Origin of the sequence: Parachlamydia sp. (assembly GCF_050255895.1) — a bacterium.
In the GTDB taxonomy this organism is placed as follows: Bacteria; Chlamydiota; Chlamydiia; order Chlamydiales; family Parachlamydiaceae; genus Parachlamydia; species Parachlamydia acanthamoebae.
This window is the reverse complement of the sequence record NZ_JBFWIR010000066.1, coordinates 1-17532: the sequence shown is the minus strand read 5'-3', so window position 1 is coordinate 17532 and position 17532 is coordinate 1. Positions and strand designations below refer to the sequence as shown.

Genomic DNA, 17532 nt, shown 5'->3' with positions numbered 1-17532 from the left:
GAAAAATGAATCATGATCGAACTTGATTGAATAGATTGATCTAACATTATACGGCTCCTTTGAAAAGGAACCAAGATCAATTATCATCTCTTCATTTATCAAGTAAAATCTTCATGCGTTAGCCCTGATAGAGACAAAAGCGAGCTTCAAATGTGTAGGTTTAAATTTCGAAAAACATGTTCTATTTAATAGCGAAATTAATGAATTATTGGAATCTACAAATGATCTCGAGTAAATTAGCTTGGAAAGGAGATAATTTTTATTTCTCCTTTCAAAAGTGAAATGAATTCGCCATAGCTACTTCCAATAAGGTGAATTACAGATGTTATGTTCAAGAAGTCTTTTGTCATTCTTGAATATAAAATCGATTTGTCAAGGCATTAGGGTGCTCGAGCCTCATTGTCCTCACATCTTTATCACGTTCTTAAGTAATTCGGTGCATTTTGTCAAAAAAACTGCTACTTAGCTGCCTCTTAAATTATAAGTAGAAACCGTGTTTGCATAAATCCCATGAACAAGATCGAGAATTTGATCAAATTCAATAGGGGCTTTTGGTAATTGAACATCATGAGCCAATATTTTGGTTACGAGGTTTTTTAGATGTCTTATTCGAAAAGACCATTTTTCTTTCAGTTCTTTTGTTTGTTCAATGTATTTTTCTGCCTCTTCGCCAGTCTTGCCCTCATCAGGATAGCTCTTTAGTAGATCATTTAGAAAATCAAAATAAAAAGGTTTTTCGTTATAGCTTTCTTGTCTATCAGTCACGTTTATTTGATCAATAAGGTTAAAGAAGGCTTTACAATTATCAAAGGTTACCTCATTTCTTAAGTCCAGATATTCGTAGATCATTTTAGAGAACAATTCATGGACCATTTCATACAGAAAATGAGCTCTTATCCGAATGGGATTCTCTTTTGGATATTTATAATAGCCCAGAATGAGCGCTTTTTTTAAACGAAATAGCTTAAGTTTAATATCAATACCAGTGTGGGCGTAGATAGCTTTATAAATGTCTCCCTTTCTTTTTGCAGTATTATTTTCAGTGATTAAAGTTTTTCCAAATTCCGTTTCCTCTTTTTTTTGAGCTTTTGAAAGGACTTTTAAGAGTTGATTTAACGTGATATGATTTTTGAAAATACTTTTGATTTTATCTTCTAGGACATAATCATAGTGAACTTCCTCGTTCAATTGCTCAATCTGAAGCATAGCGGAGCTTCTTCTGGCATCTTCTAGGATTATTTTGATATCTCTTCTATCAGGGAAAGAAGAAAAATTTCCTTTAAGTCCTCCTAGAATCAATAAACCTATGAGCGCACTTGTGCAATGTTCTTCGGTGGTTTCTTGCCAATCTAGTTGTTTCAAGATGGCAAATTTTTCGATGATTTCATCCGTTGCTAATCCATGGAGAGTGATTTTATGCTCGGCTATACGGCCTATATCTCTTAAGTCGTCAAAATGGTTACGGCACTTTGATCTTTGTTGGTCCACAACAGGCCGAAAACTCATGTACTGCCGGGCTACTTTTAATGCGACATGCGAAGTTGAATTATCTTTCCAAATATAGATGTCAACAGATCTCATCGCCAAATGATAGTAGGGGATTTCTTCTTGCTCAGGATTGATTGTCGTTGCAGAAAGCGTGTTGAGCAGGACTTTTTTTAAACTTTTCGGCAGTTTATTTTTTTCACAATAACGAATACATTTTTCCAAATCTTTTTCTTTTTTAAGTACCTGCTGAAGTTGAGAGAGCGCCTTTTTCGTTTCTTTTACTTTAGTATGATCCTTTTTAAAGCAGTCGAAAGCAAATTCAAGTATACATTTCAAGCTTGTTTGGTGATCTCTAGGCGCATACTTGATCATTATTTTTTTTAGTTTGCTTGATAGTGAAAAGGCTTGTTTTGTTGACTCTAAATAAAGAATGGCTGAATGACAGATTTCAATAAGTTTTTGTTCGTTAGTCTTATTTGGAGTGGAATATTTTTTTAGGTATTTTAGAATGTAGAGAGTTGCAGGAGTGTTTTGATGGATACCCATTTCATAATAGGCTAAATTTGTATGTAATCTTTCAGGAAGCATTCAAGATCCCCTTTTGCAAATCTTTCTCGATTTACTTTTATTTTGATTCGTTTTGGTAAGTCAAAAAATAGACAAAGACTTTTGCTCTTTGTAAACGCTAACTTTTAACATCACGGCATTAAAATTTGAAAGAAGATTTTATAAGATGTTGATGTAAAAGATCTTTGGCTATTTTTGCAGTTGAACACGTTCAAATATTATGTGAATGCTTTTTTTCATGCTGATCAAAGTCTCTTTTAGATGCTGAAAATTCAATTTTCGATGAGTTTTACGAGTGGATTTCTTACATATTAGCAGAGTTTGGGTTGTTGAGAATGCATTTGAAATTTTGCAAAACAATCAAACCTTTTTCCTGTATTTTGAAAAATGGCCCCAATTTTGAGTTGCAGCCATTAAAATGTGCTGCAATTCTAGGGCTGTTGTGTAACATGTAGCTTTTGAATGACAACGACTGGGCCTAGAGAATCCGTTGAGGTTTGTTGTTGATACTCTTTAAGCCTTCAGAATGGTTAAAAAATAATGCCCTGAGGGGAAAAGCATGGATTTTAAACCTATATGGATTTAATTGTGCAAGAGGATAACGGAGCAATATCAAGGTTTTAATGTGATATTTTTTCTTCTCGCAGAGGCATTTATCCTATTATGTAAAAGATGGGTTTAAAGATTATCGTATAATAAAAGGAGTTTTTATATGAAGAAAGATGTATTAGGCAAAAGAGAACTAGATTCTGTAAAATTAAATTGGGATTTTGCTGTTCCTGGTTTAATGACAACTCGTTGTTGTGGTACGGGAACTTGCGACAATAGACCAATTACTAATCCGATTCTCCCAGCAAATATTAATACAATTCATTTTTTTTAGTGATGTAAGGAAAGCTGAAGACATCAAAATGTGTTATGGATACCTTCGCTTCTAATATGAAAGTTCAAGATGCGTTTAGGGCACAGTATTTTTTTGCCTATTTAGAGAGAATAATACAACAAACGCAACAAACTCTTTCCGATTTTACTTGTATTGCTGTTCCGTTGCAAACCTTGTTGACTGATTTTTCCGCAAACTTATTGATTGAACTTGATCAATTGTTACTTCCTACTATTGTTTTTGAATTTCATGAGGCTAAGCAATCTAGAAAGTTATTCGGAGAAAGCTCTGAAGCAAGATATGCAAGTTTTTTTGTCAATGATCAAGAATATACTCGGCAGGCCAAGGACATTATTTTAAAATACCCTTTTTTATTTGAATTATTAGATAGCCTTATAACTCAGACATTTGATAGCCTTGTTTTATTTTTTAAGAGATATTGGCAAGATAAAGAAGAAATAAAAAAGTGGCTTAAACTATCTCCTGAACTGCTCATCAGTGAGATACAACCGCTCAGAAATTCTGATCGCCATCGAAAACAGCAAACTCTCCTCATTACGTTTTCTGATGGAAATAAAGTAATTTATAAGCCCGTCGATTTATCACCAGATCTTTTGTTTGGAGAATTTGTAACTTGTTTAGAATTAAGAGAATCCGTATAATTTGCGCACATTAAATACTCTATCCAAAGATGGTTATGGGTGGATGGAGTATATTTGCCAAGATGAATGTGATACTTTTTCAGAAGTAAAGAATTTCTATTGCCGAGCTGGGGTCTTGTTGGCTGTTGCTGATGCGTTAAATTATACCGATGGCCATTGTGAAAACCTAATTGCCAGTGGCGGATTTCCAATACTGATAGACAATGAAACGCTCTTTCAAAATTATGAAAGTTCAATTGCTCAACAAAAAAATATACTTTCGACTCTGTTGATTCAAAAAGTATCTGAAGAGTCCTCCGATTATTTGAATTCAGCGTTTCAAGCTCCGCATGGAATTAAATTAGAGCATTTTCAAACCCACGCCATTAATGATCACACTGATGAAATTCAGGTGCGATATTTTGGAATAAACCCGTCTTTACATCATCATTGCCCTATCTTTTCAAATTCGTCTTACAGTGCTAGTGATTATTTATCCAATGTTATTGAAGGTTATAGTTACGCTTATGATAGAATAAGTTGCAAACTGACAGATATTCTTAAAAATACAGAATGGTGGGAAAAGGTAGGCTTAGTTCAGTCAAGAATTGTAATAAGAGAAACAATGTCCTATATGTTTCTTCTAAGGAAAATGCAGCAGCCCGAAAATATATCCAGAAATTATTCTGAAGCAATTCTTAGAGAAAAGCTTGGAGATACTATTTATACAAATTATGAAGTTTCTGATCTTTTAGCATTAAATGTGCCATACTTTTACCATTTGCCTGGAGAAAAACATCTATATGATGGGAATGGATATAGGTATACAGATGTATTCAAAGAAACAGCCGTTGAGTCTATGAGAAGACAATTTATGGCTCGATCGGAAGAAAAGAAATTATTTGATTGTGAGATTGTTGCGCGTCATTTAATGGCTGCAAGTACAAGTGGCGTGAAATACTAGGATCGAAGATGGCACATTATTTTAGAAAGGGTCTTGAGGCTATTCAGTCAGCTATATGGGCTATACGTATACTGCTTGTTGCTGCTCAATTTGAAACAGTGTGTTTGTCTTTTTTTATCGTTTTTCAAGGTTTAATCCCAGCAGTTTCCCTTTATGCCATTCAATCTATCGTTGATTGGGTAAATTCTTCTGCAATATTTCCTGTTGGATTTGTTACTTTATGGGCTGGTATGTTGCTGGCTGATATCGTTCTAAGCCCTGTGATCTCTGTTATTCGTTTACGTTTAAATGAAAAAGTCTTAGAGCATTGCAATCTTCTTCTTATGGAAAAAGCTAATGCGATTGAAAGTTTGGTTCCTTTTGAAAAATCGATAATTTACGATGAAATCTTATTTTTAAAGAATGAAGCTTCTAGAAGGCCTCTAAATTTTGTCTACATTTTGACAGGCTTTCTTAAGGATGGGATTTCCTTGTTATCAGTTTTATTGCTTTTAGGTTCTCTTGGGTGGTGGATTCCTTTCGGAATACTCGTTTCAAGTCTTCCTCATGCAATTGCAACCATTTGGTTTGAAAAACAGGCATGGGATCAAATGCTTTTTTGTAGTCCTGAATCGCGGAAATCGGCTTGGGTTTCTTCATTAATTCTTAATGATCGCGTAGCAAAAGAGGTGCGTCTTTTTGGATTTGGCCATTTTCTTATAGAACGTTACAAAGATTTAGTTAAACAAATGCACCAGAAAATTTCCCAGAACCGATGGAAACAAGCCATTCTATTTGTATTACTATCCACTATAACGGTTGTGGGAAATATAGCGATAGTTAGTTTAATTTTATTAGGAGCTAAACAAGGAACACTCCAGCTCGGCAGCTTAGTAATTGCTATTCAAGCTCTAGTAATGACGCAGCTGCAAATAATAGGCTGTGCATCAAATCTTGGAATGTGTGCACCTTGTTTGCTTTTCTTTGACAAGCTCAGATTATTCATAAAGAGTAATCCTTGTCCTTTTGCTAAGCAGAGTAATGAATCCTTCTCTACAGTTTTTCATGAGATTCGATTTGATAACGTTTCTTTTTCATATCCCGATGGTCGAAAAGCTATTTCGAATGTAAGTTTTACAATGAGGAAAGGGGAAAAATTAGCTATTGTTGGAGAGAATGGTGCAGGCAAATCAACAATTGTTAAATTACTATTGCGCTTCTATGATCCTACAGAAGGCACTATTGTAATTGATGGCAAAGATTTAAAAAGCTTAAATTTAAAAGGCTGGCGTTCCGCAATCAGTGCTGTTTTTCAGGATTTTGGACAATATTACTTTACAGTTAATGAAAATGTCGCCTTAGGAGATGTGAAAGCTTCTCCAGAGCGTATTTCGCATGCAGTCCAAAAAGGAGGATTTCAGCCTACACTAGAACGATTACCGAGTGGATTAAATACCGCGTTAGGCAAGGAATTTGATGGTACAGCTCTTTCGGGAGGAGAGTGGCAAAAGTTGGCAATGTCCAGGGCATTTCTTAGAGATTCTAGTTTTTTAATTTTAGATGAACCAACTTCTTCTCTAGATCCGCAAAGTGAGCAAGAAATTTTCAAGAAGTTTTCAGCGCAAGTTGAAGGGAAGACTGCCTTATTAATCACACATCGATTAGGTTCTGTTAAAATGGCTGATCGAATTCTTGTCTTTAAGAAAGGAGAATTAATTGAAGATGGAACTCATAATCAATTGATTGAGTCTAAAGGGGAATATTTCGCACTGTATGCTATACAAGCTAGTCAATATTACATTGATTAGGATTGGCGAGAGATATGTTGTGAAAATCAGAATATACGAACCGGTTAGGACATTTTCACGTTTAGTTTACAAAATACAGAAATATTGATGTCTATTTTCAATTTTAATATAAAGCGTCTGGTCGTGCAGATGTGGTTATGAAAATTAATATTATTTGAATAAACTGCTAATCAATCATTCGATAAATTAGACACTTCAATAAGTTATGATTGAAAGAGCTTTTCCTTTATAAAAATAATTAAAAATTATTTTTGCAATTCTTGTAGCTTCTTCAAATTGATGGGCCGGTGGATACCCATTTCATAATAGGCTAAATTTGTATGTAATCTTTCAGGAAGCATTCAAGATCCCCTTTTGCAAATCTTTCTCGATTTACTTTTATTTTGATTCGTTTTGGTAAGTCAAAAAATAGACAAAGACTTTTGCTCTTTGTAAACGCTAACTTTTAACATCACGGCATTAAAATTTGAAAGAAGATTTTATAAGATGTTGATGTAAAAGATCTTTGGCTATTTTTGCAGTTGAACACGTTCAAATATTATGTGAATGCTTTTTTTCATGCTGATCAAAGTCTCTTTTAGATGCTGAAAATTCAATTTTCGATGAGTTTTACGAGGGGATTTCTTACATATTAGCAGAGTTTGGGTTGTTGAGAATGCATTTGAAATTTTGCAAAACAATCAAACCTTTTTCCTGTATTTTGAAAAATGGCCCCAATTTTGAGTTGCAGCTATTAAAATGTGCTGCAATTCTAGGGCTGTTGTGTAACATGTAGCTTTTGAATGACAACGACTGGGCCTAGAGAATCCGTTGAGGTTTGTTGTTGATACTCTTTAAGCCTTCAGAATGTGTGGTCTTATAAGTTAAAAGTATGTTCTAAGGGAAAAGCGTGGTACAGAACACGAGAATTTGCAGTAGATTGCTAGACTGTTGCTCCCAAACTTGAAAGTAAGCGCTCAATTTTTTTATAGTTATGCTGCTTTGCTAAATCTAGGGCTGTATTGCCATGTGAGTCTTTCGCATTCATATCAGCTCCATATTTTGCGAGGAGCTTAATTATTTTAATCTTGGGAATGGAGCTGGAAACAGCCCTATGTAAGGCCGTGCCTGTGTTAGACTGATGGTTAATTGTGGAAGACGCTCCTGCTTTCAGTAACAGACGAGTTATTTCTGATGAGAACGAAAGGGTCAAAGGGGTATCTCCCTGAGCATTGACTCTATTTACATCAACATTTTTTCTGATAAGAAACTTAACAACATTTGTAATTCCATACATTACAGCTAAGTCCAACGCGGTAAGACCTTGCAGGCTCTCGATGTGAATATTCGCCCCGTGCTGTATGAGGAATTTAATCATTTTAAGATCGCCCATGGGAGCTGCTTCGTGTAAGGCACTGCCTCTATAAGACAGATGGTTAATTGTAGCAGTTGCTCCAGCTTATAATAACAGGCGAGTTATTTCTGATGAGAACGAAAGGGTCAAAGGGGTATCTCCCTGAGCATTGACTCTATTTACATCAGCATTTTGGCTGATAAGAAATTTAACAATCTCCGTATTTTTATTTATTACAGCCAAGTCTAAAGCTGTAAGATCTTGCAGATTCTCTATGTTAATATTTGCCCCGCGTTGTATGAGGAGCTTAACTATCTCAAGTTCCCCCTCTCGAGTTGCTCTATGCAAAGCATTGCCGACCTCTGGTTGAAGGCTAAGTAGATCAATGGTTGCTATTGCCCCTGATTCCAGTAACAAAAGAGTGATTTCGGGTGATTTAGAATGTATTAATGGGGTATTTCCTCGGATATTGACTGTGTTTACATCTGCTTGTTTACTAATAAGATACGCAACTATTTCTTTATGTCCTCGAACTACAGCTATATAAAGTGCCGTACACCCATCCTGACGCCTAGCGTTAACTGTAGCTCCATGTTCCACTAAAGATTTAACGATTTCTAGCGATCCTTCACTCGCAGCTACATGTAAAGCAGTTCCTTCTTTAGACTCATTGTCAATAGTGGCTGTTGCCCCAGCTTCGAGTAATAAATGAGTCATTTCTGAAGAGTTTGACAAGATCAATGGTGTAATGCCAGCCGCATTTGCTATATTTACGTCAGCTCCTTCATCGATTAAGAATTGGATGAATTCTAGCTTGTTATCAAAGAATATTGCAGTACTTAATGCTGTATTACCATATTTGTCTGTTGCATTAATGGCCAAATCGATTCCATATCTTAGAAGAAGTTTAACGATTTCTTTTTCCCCATGCTTCACAGCCAATACGAGCGCTTTATTCCCAATTTTTTTGAGGCTATCACTAGGTTCCGATAATGGCCAATTGCCATTAATATTAAAAATTTTTCGGAATTTTTGAAAAGCTGATGTATAAAAAAACTTATTTGCAAGAATTGGAAGAATATATTTGGATTGTAGTGTTTTAAGATTTTGCAAAGTTTTGATTGGATCTATGGAATCACCGCCATTCTTAGCTTTTTTATAAACAACGCATTCTGGGGGTAACAATTTCTTGATCCTCCAGACTTGGTTAATTTCTTTGAATAGATCTTTTAAATATTTGGATCCTTCGGAATAGGGTCCTTCATATCCAAATTTTCGAGCAAGCCTATCCATTGAAGCTGTCGCATGTTCATTTCCGTTGTGATTTAATCTTGCAAAAGCTGATAGATCAGAAAGACTTAGATGGTCCGTTATTCCCTGAATTAATTCATTTGGAAGGGGGAAAACTGGAGGCGGAGGGATAAAATTTTTAATTCTTTCATGAATTGCGTTAACTTTTTTTCCTCTACTAAAAATTTTCCTCACAAACCAGTTTAATTTTGATTGTTTTTGTGTGTATCCGTGATGAATTTCAGTTGATTTCGCTTTAAGGATTTTCCACAATTTTATTTTAGATAAACTTGAATAGTTATCCAGATGGTCGTCGGAGTAATTTAAATTATTCTTTATGATTTTTTCTATTTTATTCAGTGTGGATATCGCTGAATGATGCTTTTTCTGTTTGGAAGAATGTTCGACTATATAAAAAGTATTATTCTTAATAATAACATCAAAATATTTATTGCTAACATTCATGGGAGATTACTTTTTTAGTTAATTAAAAATTAATTATATAGTATCCAACAAAAAAAGTAAATAAAAAGGACTTAGAAGATCCAGAGCTATTTTCATCGATAGAAATATCAAGGTTGGTTTAATTTGCCTTGCATACCACAATATCTATGAAAGAGAGATGTCCAAGATTTGTCCGAATATATTCCATTCAGCTCAAAAGTAATTTCTTGCCAATAAAAAGCATTTTGAGTTTTATGTCCGCTATATACGACTAGAAAGGAATTTGATTATGCAATGCCCATCAGAGTGTTTATCAAGAACCCATTCGTTTATACATGAGGGAATAAATGACCTCTATACTTATATCAGACCGACACAGAATTCAACGGGTGAAATAGAACTAAAAATAGTCATTTTTAGTTCTAGAGCCTTTCAAGAGATGCTGCATATCCAAGCAACTAGACATTTTACAGCTGGCCATTATTATGGGGGAAGATGTTCCCTTCAAGCTGCAAGTATGTATAAACATTCTGTACCAGGAGTGAAAAAAATACAGGAAATTCTAACAACACATTATGCGCATCTTCGGGTAAAAAATGGTTTTCCAGAAGCTTTAATTCTAAGTCCAACTGATGCAGAGATGGTTGTTCAATATCGTGTTATTCATGTTGTTTGCTATAGAGACAGGAAAAGTTTTGAAAAAGAGAATGAGATAAAATTAGGCCAAATACCCATTTATGCTTTTGCCAAAGAGGAATATACGCGAAGATACATTGAGGCCGCGCATAGAATACAGGCAAGAGGATTTTCTTATGCTATATTTAAGCAGACCATTCATCCCAGCTCCTTTTTAGATAAAATTAAAAAATTTTTAGAGGCAGACTTGGGAGATTACACGCAATACAAACCTAATGAAAGATATGATATCGAAAAAGGCTTACCTTCAATAGAAATTGAATGGAAAAGGATGTTGATAGGGTATTCAGAATCCGTTCATACAAAAATTACTTTAGATCTTTCCTTGTCTTCTGAACCTGAAGCCGAGCTTCGATAAAGAAGCTCTTCAAGTCAAGTGCCCCATTATTTAGATTACATTTTGGAAATTTGGTTCTCTCATGAAATTGTGAGCAGGTATTGCCTGTTCCTCTATGATGAAATCGATTTGGGAGATCATCTCGAGTAAAAAGGTCGTTGAAAAGCATGTAAGAGAGTTAATAATTGATGATGAAAAAAGGGCATATTGAATAAGTCTTTTCTTTTTTTTAGCATTTTTATACGCTCAGCATATAACAGAACGAGAAAAATAAATTTGAAAACGTTAACGGTTATTCGTCACATTGCTCATGAAAGATTAGGGTATTGGGAATCTATTTTTATGAGTAATGGATACAAAATTTCCTATAAAAGTGCCGGTGTAGATGATTTAAGACAATTAGACTTAAAATCAATTGATCTACTTTGCATTCTTGGTGGGCCTTTAAATGCTTATCAGGATAAAGAACATCCTTTCCTTTTAGATGAAGTGACATTGCTTAAACAACGCTTTGATTTAGGTCTTCCAACACTCGGAATTTGTTTGGGAAGCCAGTTAATGGCAAGAGCTCTTGGAGAACGTGTGTACCCTGCTGATACGTTAGAAATTGGCTGGTCGCCATTAATTCTTTCCGAAAAAGGAAAACAGTCATGCGTCAAATATTTAGGGGGTCTCTATACCTCAATGTTCCACTGGCATCATGATACGTTTGATCTACCATCAGGAGCTGAACTTTTAGCTTCGACGGAACTTTGTAAGAACCAAATTTTTGCCATTGGTCATTCCATTCTTGCCTTTCAGTGTCACCCAGAAGTTACTAGATGGTGTTTAGAGAAATGGATGCAGCAAGAAGTTCTTATGCTACAAGGCCAGTCTCTGAAGAAATTCCAGCAAGATACAGTCCAATTTTCTTATGATTTGAAAAAACAATCTCAAAAATGCATTTGTGATTGGTTAAATTCTCTATAACAAGGAATTCAAGATGAATACAGTCAAATGTACGCGGAAAATTCATTTTTGCGCAGGTCACCGTGTGATGAATCATGAAAATAAGTGCGCAACAGCTCATGGTCATAATTATTATGTGCATCTCACAGCGGAAGCTCCACAATTGGATTCACTTGGACGTGTCATCGACTTTTCGGTTTTAAAAGAAAAGGTCGGTGGATGGATCGACGAACATTGGGACCACACATTTTTAGTTTGTGAACATGACAAAGAGCTCATCCAAGCTTTGCGTTCCTTACCAAGAAAAAAAGAGCCGTTTATTTGTCCTTTTAATCCGACAGCCGAAGAAATCGCTATTTATTTATTACGTGAAGTTTCACCTAAGGTGCTTGCGGGTAGCAATGTGATGATTACCAAGGTTGTTGTTCATGAGACTGACAATTGCTATGCGGAGGTTAGTTTATAGAACGTTGTGTTTTGACCATGCATTAACCTTCGTAATGGATCTGAGAGAGATTCTTTCAGATTTGTTTGCAGAATTTTGAGTCTTAGCTGAAAATTATCGAGGTAAAACTTTAATGGTTGCAAATTGGAATCGAGTGATTGGGGATATTTCTCCCGAAGATTTTCATCAAAATGGAGCGTTCTTTGCCTTTATTCAGCATTTAAAAAGCATGAACTTTGATGAGCTTATTGCTTTAGAACTTCATCAGGTGGGGCATTTTCTTAAGATTTGGGAACAGCAATTGAATGAAGAAAATACCTGTAGTCATATTTATGGGGACTTGCTACCCATCGATTTAGGAGAATTATTTCTTCAAACTCCTAAACTTAGTGGGGTTCTTTACTTGTCCCATAATCATGTGATTTCCGAAGCTTTTTTTCAGGAAAATCCGCAAAATTTACAACACTTAACAGATCGAGTCATTCATCCGATCATTCAAAAACAGCTGCCTGAGTGGAAAGACTTAACCTTTTCTTTTCCACGTCGGTATAGGTTTTCTGGCTTTTATAACAGTTGGGGATTTATCCGTGTTGAAAGAAAAGATGTGCAAGGCAATGGCTGCGGTATCATTTTGAGCATCACAACTCTTGATGCAGAAGTGATGACCATGATGAAAAAGCAGCATTATGAACACTTGGGAGATTTATATAATCAGGCGTGGGATGGAGCTATTCATGATTATGTTCATCATATTGCGCTTTATACGAATCCTTCATTTGGAATAGGCAAAGTTTCTCCCATGTCTTTAGTGAATGAACATAGTGTGATTGATAAATGGGGGGCAGATATGTTGGATACCTTTAACTATGAATATTGGGCTCATCGTACTCATCGCCTTATTACAGGAAATATGATGGGAGAAGGGGACAAACAACAGCTGATTTCTAAGGCAAAGAAATATTTCACCGAGGTTTATGCATTTCTTCAAATTTTGCTTAAAGAAAATTCCCCCTCATATGTACAGCGCGTCAGCAATTATCTTGTGAATATCTATTTATGGCCTCTTCACATTATCATCCATCCTTTTGACTTAAAATTTGAAGAATTGACCGAAGAAATCAATCGGCTACAAGTCGATTATGATACCAATATTCCTGAAGAAATTGATAAAATGCTGCAAATTATAAAGCAACAGGCTATTCCTCCTAACGAACCCAGAAGCGTTGCATTAAATGAAACGATTAAGAAGCTTCAATTACGTGAAAAAATGCAAACATCTCGAGATTCGATTACATGGTATGATGTGATGCGATTAAATACAGATAGCCTTGTTCAACGAGGGATGTATGAAGGCTGGTTTCACAATCATGATATCTTCTATCAAAATCAACCGATTTCACCTAATAAGGCAGCCTTGCATATGCTCACAGCTTTGAAGCAAACATTTTCGTCATTTGAGAAAAAAAGTCACTCTATTCAGTCATATTGTTTAAAGGGAATTGTTCCATGATAGATTTCGCCGACGTTATTGGCATGCTAGGGGTTGGATGTGTGCTTGGAGCTTATTTTCTTTTACAAGCATCCCTTGTCAAAGTGACAGATTCTTACTATTCGGCCATTAATGCTGTAGGAGCACTTCTGATTCTTTATTCACTTTTTTTTCACTGGAATACTTCATCTGTTGTTATAGAAATTTTTTGGTTTGGGATTAGCATTTACGGGGAAATATTAAGATGGATTCGCAAAAAGGTATAAAGGATTTAGCTCAGAACGATCTCAGTGAGAGGGCTGTTGTTTTCCAACCTCTTTCCAAAGATCAAATCAATCATCTTATTTTAGAGCTTGGGCCCAATTGGTCGATTGATACAACTTTCACTCACATTGAAAGACAGCTTTCTTTTTCTAATTATATGGAGGGTGTTGATTTAGTGAATTGGTTAGCTCGACAGGCTGAAGAACATAACCACCATCCTGATATCTATTTAGGTTATAAAAAGATGACTCTGCTCTTAACGACGCACAATATCTCTGCTCTAAGTTTAGCCGATTTTATATTGGCAGCAAAAATTGAAAAGTACCTCTCAGAGCATTTTAATTAATTTTTAAGGGAAAGCTACACCCTAAACTTTTATTCAATTTTTTTGAATAATCAGTGTGTGATCAATGGCATTATAAATTTCCGAAAGTTCTTCAATCCCGTTTAATAAAGGGGTTGCAATTTCTAAGATCTCCTCGTCAGAAAGGGCGGAATTTGAAACAGTCCTGTATAATTTTTTATAGCTATGGTGCACAAAATCAAAGGTTGTTTGGTAATGGGCTTGTTGTTCATAGAGCTTTGGATATGTTTTTTTATAAGTTCTCCTTCCTTCCAAAGAATTTAATGCCCAGTTTATATAAATCAATTTATTTTTAAAGTTCCTGAGTAAATCCCGAATGGATCTTTTGCCAATATCTTGGATTTTTTGTTCAATCAAACGCTTTTCTTCAATCCTCACTTTTTTAAATGCAATGATCTCTTCTTCAAATTTAATTTCTTCAAGCAGAGAGGCCTTTTTTATAGGATCAAGAAAATTGTTTGGAAGGATGACTTCGTTGCCAATCAAAGAATTCCATAAATTCACGCCGATAGCACCCAGTGCTCCGCTGACGTCGAAGACATTGCTGTCTTTTACCGTGCAAGCAGGAGGCATTTCTCTTTTTTTTGTATCTATAGTTTTCTTTAGAGCATGTACCTGATTTCTTATCGTATCGGCACTTTGGATGATGGAAAAGATTTTATCGCTCTCATTTTCAGGAAAAAGGTTTCTTAGACCACCTAGAACTAGTAAAGTTGCCGACATGCTTGAGCAATTCCTGGCGGTGAATTTATTGCAATGCGTACTATCACAAGCTCCCGCTTTCCATTCTAAGTTGGCTAAAACTTTATACGCTTCATCAATAGCTGCTGCATCCAAGCTATATAAAACAAACTTGTGATCTGGTGGACGCCCTTCTTCTCGGAGGTCTTCGAAATAGCTATGGCGCTGGCTTGACACGCCTTTTTTGATACTATATTTTTGCGATTCTCCCCTAGCCGGCCAAAAACTAGCATAGGTTGTGGGTGTTTTAATGGCAACATGCCCTACACTGCCTATTTGTAGGCCATAGTTATGTGGATTCCAAATGAAAACAGCCACCGGTGTTATTTTTGAGGGAATAATGGGCTGTATGTCTTGGCGCTGTGAGATACTTTCAAAGTACATGGAGTTTTTTTGAACTTTATTTAGAGTTGCTCTCCGTACCGCCTTTAAAATGTTAGCGAGGGTTTTTGCACTCTTGCTGGATTCTATTACTTTGCATTTTTCACTCAATTTAGTAATGGGGGCGGATTGATCTCGAGAGGACTGAATATTTGCGATGAGTTTTTTGATTTCAGAAACTTTTCTAGATTCACTTATCGTTTTAGGATGCTTGTCATAAATCGTGATGACCTTTTCAAGCATTGCATGAAATGTTAAAGTGGGTGATGTTTCATCACTGATATCAATCGCGTTTTTCAAGATGTTTCGTAATGTGTGTGCTTTTTGTAATCCATCTAAATAGGCAACGCAGCATTTACATAAATCGATGAGTTTTTTGCTGGAACCTGATCGCAAATCTGAGTGAGCATTTTTTATGCATTCTACCTGCTTTTTAACTTTTTCTAAAACTTGCTTAGAAGCTATTTTTTCGCTACCTGAATGAATTCCCAAGCTATAATGATTTAATTTTCGATCCAAATGTTCAAGATAAAGCATTTACAGCCCTTAGTTTAAATTTGAATGATATAGAACCATACTTCGAAGAATATAGTCAATTTTTATATTGACATCAAGAAGATTCTAATCCTATTTTTTCTGCTGTTTAGCAACTTTTTTGGCAAAGCATATTTTTTTTTGGTATGGCATTTTTTAATGAGTTACAATCTAAAAAAATTGTTGAGAAAATTAAATCGATTGAACAGTCTATTTACGCTAAAGGTTTATGCTGGATGGAAGATGAAAAAAAATATTGATGTAGAAAATTTAAACCATTTTTACCAATCCTATAAAAAAAAAGAAGGGATTTTTAACTCCGTAAAAGATTTTTTTATTCGTGAAAAAATAAAGAAACAGGCGCTGAATAATATTTCATTTTCAATAGCTGAAGGTGAAGTCATAGGGCTATTAGGGCCAAATGGTGCGGGTAAAACCACATTACTAAAAATTTTGTCCGGATTAATTCATCCCTCTTCGGGAACCGTTTCAGTGTTGTCGAAAATACCCTATCAAAAAGATAGAAATTATCTTTTGCAAATAGGGGTTGTAATGGGTCAGAAGAGCCAACTTCTATGGGATATTCCAGCTATAGATACGCTTAACATCATTTCTGAAATCTATCAGATTCGAAAAGAAGAATTTAAAAAACGTTTAAAACAGTTTATAGAGATGTTGTCCATCCATGAATTGTTAGACACTCCCGTCCGACATTTATCATTAGGGGAGCGAATGAAATTTGAACTCATTGCTTCTCTTATTCATCAACCCAAAGTACTTTTTTTAGATGAACCTACGATTGGTTTAGATTTGGTTAGTCAACGCGTTATAAGAGATTTTTTGCATTGGATCAATCAGGCATTTAAGACAACGATTATTATAACCAGTCACTATATGAAGGATATAGAGGTTCTTGCTCAAAGGGTTATGGTCATCAAGAAGGGTTCTATTTGCTATGATGGCTCCATCCAATCTTTAAAAAATCATTGTTGTCGGCATTCTCATAAGATCTATTTTTCAACTGAAAATAACGACAGTTTTCAACTTTCACAACCAATCGAAAGGGTTTCTGCGCAACAATTTTCACTCTCCTGCTCTCCTGAGGACCTGCAAAAAAATCTCTCTGAAATTATTGAGAAGGTGCCGATAACTCAGCTGAAAACAGAAGAAATGTCTTTTGAAGAGGCTATTTTTACACTTTTTAATGAAAAGGATTGATCATGTCCTTTCAAGCCTATTTTTTAATATTTAAAGCCCACTTATCAAAAGATATGTCCTACCGGTTTAATTTTTTGTTTGCGTATGTTCTACGTATTACGCAGCTTTTACTTTCTCTCACCGTCTGGTCGATCATTTTTGAGAATAAGAGCGAAATTAATGGATATAATTGGACTGACATAGCTTCTTATTTTGCCTTAATTTCAGTGACATCTCTGTTGTTTTATCCAAACCATATGTTTGAAATGCAGCCGCTTATTCGTAAAGGGATTCTAAGTTCATTTTTAGTGAAGCCCATTAACTTTGAAATACATGTTTTGGCCAAGTATTTATCTTCTAAAATACCGCCTTTGATCATTATGTCTCTTTTTGTAGCTGTAGTGTTTAATTTTTTAGATTTACCAATCGATATTTATATTAATTTTTTTACGTCGAGTGTTTTGGTCAGCTGCTTGCTACTGACATTTTGCTTTGGATTATGTGTTAGCCAATTTGCTTTTTGGTTAGTTGAAATGTGGCCTTTGAAACGTCTGTTTCAAGGATGTATGCTATTATTCGGCGGCGTTATTGCTCCTTTAGACCTTCTGCCACCTAATTTGGCTTTAGTCGCTTCCAATACGCCGTTTCCCTATTTTGGATATTTTAGCGTAAAGATGCTTCAGGGTGGGTTTACAAATGATGAACTAGTTCGTCATGTGTGTATAATTTTGGTCTGGAC

General features: G+C 35.4%; 16 protein-coding genes. 12 read left to right on the top strand and 4 right to left on the bottom strand.

The window, feature by feature from the left end; genetic code table 11:
• Positions 1-462: 462 nt before the first annotated feature.
• The gene (locus AB7E63_RS10975; RefSeq protein ID WP_428419500.1) at positions 463-2076 is read right to left on the bottom strand and encodes a hypothetical protein; all 1614 of its coding nucleotides are present in this window, start codon (positions 2074-2076) and stop codon (positions 463-465) included.
• 691 nt (positions 2077-2767) lie between these two features.
• On the opposite strand from AB7E63_RS10975, the gene AB7E63_RS10970 reads away from it, so the two are divergent.
• From AB7E63_RS10970 to AB7E63_RS10955, 4 genes are read left to right on the top strand one after another with little or no spacing between them, the layout of a single operon-like run.
• The gene (locus AB7E63_RS10970; RefSeq protein ID WP_284452950.1) at positions 2768-2938 is read left to right on the top strand and encodes a hypothetical protein; all 171 of its coding nucleotides are present in this window, start codon (positions 2768-2770) and stop codon (positions 2936-2938) included.
• A gap of 56 nt (positions 2939-2994) precedes the next feature.
• Complete coding sequence (locus AB7E63_RS10965; protein WP_284452949.1) at positions 2995-3600, top strand: DUF4135 domain-containing protein; 606 nt, start codon at positions 2995-2997, stop codon at positions 3598-3600.
• Position 3601: 1 nt separating this feature from the next.
• Positions 3602-4543, top strand: coding sequence for a DUF4135 domain-containing protein (locus tag AB7E63_RS10960; protein WP_284452948.1), 942 nt, complete (start codon positions 3602-3604; stop codon positions 4541-4543).
• An 8-nt stretch (positions 4544-4551) separates the two neighbouring features.
• Positions 4552-6330: an ABC transporter ATP-binding protein gene (locus tag AB7E63_RS10955; RefSeq protein ID WP_284452947.1), complete on the top strand. Its 1779-nt coding sequence runs from the start codon at positions 4552-4554 to the stop codon at positions 6328-6330.
• Positions 6331-7252: 922 nt separating this feature from the next.
• On the opposite strand, the gene AB7E63_RS10950 is transcribed toward AB7E63_RS10955, so the two are convergent.
• A complete protein-coding gene (locus AB7E63_RS10950) occupies positions 7253-7741 on the bottom strand; it encodes an ankyrin repeat domain-containing protein (protein WP_428419502.1) in 489 nt (162 codons plus the stop codon).
• Between the two features lie 27 nt (positions 7742-7768).
• Positions 7769-9418 carry an ankyrin repeat domain-containing protein gene (locus AB7E63_RS10945; protein ID WP_428419496.1) on the bottom strand — a complete coding sequence of 550 codons (1650 nt, stop codon included), beginning with the start codon at positions 9416-9418 and terminating at the stop codon, positions 7769-7771.
• A gap of 268 nt (positions 9419-9686) precedes the next feature.
• On the opposite strand from AB7E63_RS10945, the gene AB7E63_RS10940 reads away from it, so the two are divergent.
• The 6 genes from AB7E63_RS10940 to AB7E63_RS10915 all read left to right on the top strand — a co-directional run bounded on the left by AB7E63_RS10940 (position 9687) and on the right by AB7E63_RS10915 (position 13922).
• Positions 9687-10451 carry a hypothetical protein gene (locus AB7E63_RS10940; RefSeq protein ID WP_284452984.1) on the top strand — a complete coding sequence of 255 codons (765 nt, stop codon included), beginning with the start codon at positions 9687-9689 and terminating at the stop codon, positions 10449-10451.
• 255 nt (positions 10452-10706) lie between these two features.
• Complete coding sequence (locus AB7E63_RS10935) at positions 10707-11399, top strand: glutamine amidotransferase (protein ID WP_428419494.1); 693 nt, start codon at positions 10707-10709, stop codon at positions 11397-11399.
• 13 nt (positions 11400-11412) lie between these two features.
• Entirely contained in the window at positions 11413-11844 is a 432-nt protein-coding gene (locus AB7E63_RS10930) for a 6-pyruvoyl trahydropterin synthase family protein (RefSeq protein WP_006341172.1), read from the top strand.
• Between the two features lie 112 nt (positions 11845-11956).
• Positions 11957-13333, top strand: a complete 1377-nt coding sequence (locus AB7E63_RS10925; RefSeq protein ID WP_284452982.1) for a hypothetical protein — start codon at positions 11957-11959, stop codon at positions 13331-13333.
• Positions 13330-13578, top strand: coding sequence for a CBU_0592 family membrane protein (locus AB7E63_RS10920; protein ID WP_013924438.1), 249 nt, complete (start codon positions 13330-13332; stop codon positions 13576-13578). Before AB7E63_RS10925 ends, AB7E63_RS10920 begins: the two co-directional genes overlap by 4 nt.
• The gene (locus tag AB7E63_RS10915; protein WP_006341175.1) at positions 13557-13922 is read left to right on the top strand and encodes a 4a-hydroxytetrahydrobiopterin dehydratase; all 366 of its coding nucleotides are present in this window, start codon (positions 13557-13559) and stop codon (positions 13920-13922) included. Before AB7E63_RS10920 ends, AB7E63_RS10915 begins: the two co-directional genes overlap by 22 nt.
• Positions 13923-13955: 33 nt before the next feature.
• Here the strand turns inward: AB7E63_RS10915 and AB7E63_RS10910 are convergent, their stop codons facing one another.
• A complete protein-coding gene (locus AB7E63_RS10910; RefSeq protein ID WP_284452981.1) occupies positions 13956-15599 on the bottom strand; it encodes a hypothetical protein in 1644 nt (547 codons plus the stop codon).
• Between the two features lie 240 nt (positions 15600-15839).
• Here AB7E63_RS10910 and AB7E63_RS10905 point away from each other — a divergent pair, with 240 nt between their 5' ends.
• Together AB7E63_RS10905 and AB7E63_RS10900 are read left to right on the top strand one after the other, a co-directional pair.
• On the top strand, positions 15840-16814 hold the full coding sequence (locus AB7E63_RS10905) for an ABC transporter ATP-binding protein (protein ID WP_428419491.1): 975 nt from the start codon (positions 15840-15842) through the stop codon (positions 16812-16814).
• A gap of 2 nt (positions 16815-16816) precedes the next feature.
• The coding region (locus AB7E63_RS10900; protein ID WP_428419489.1) for an ABC transporter permease at positions 16817-17532 on the top strand (716 nt) is incomplete at its 3' end.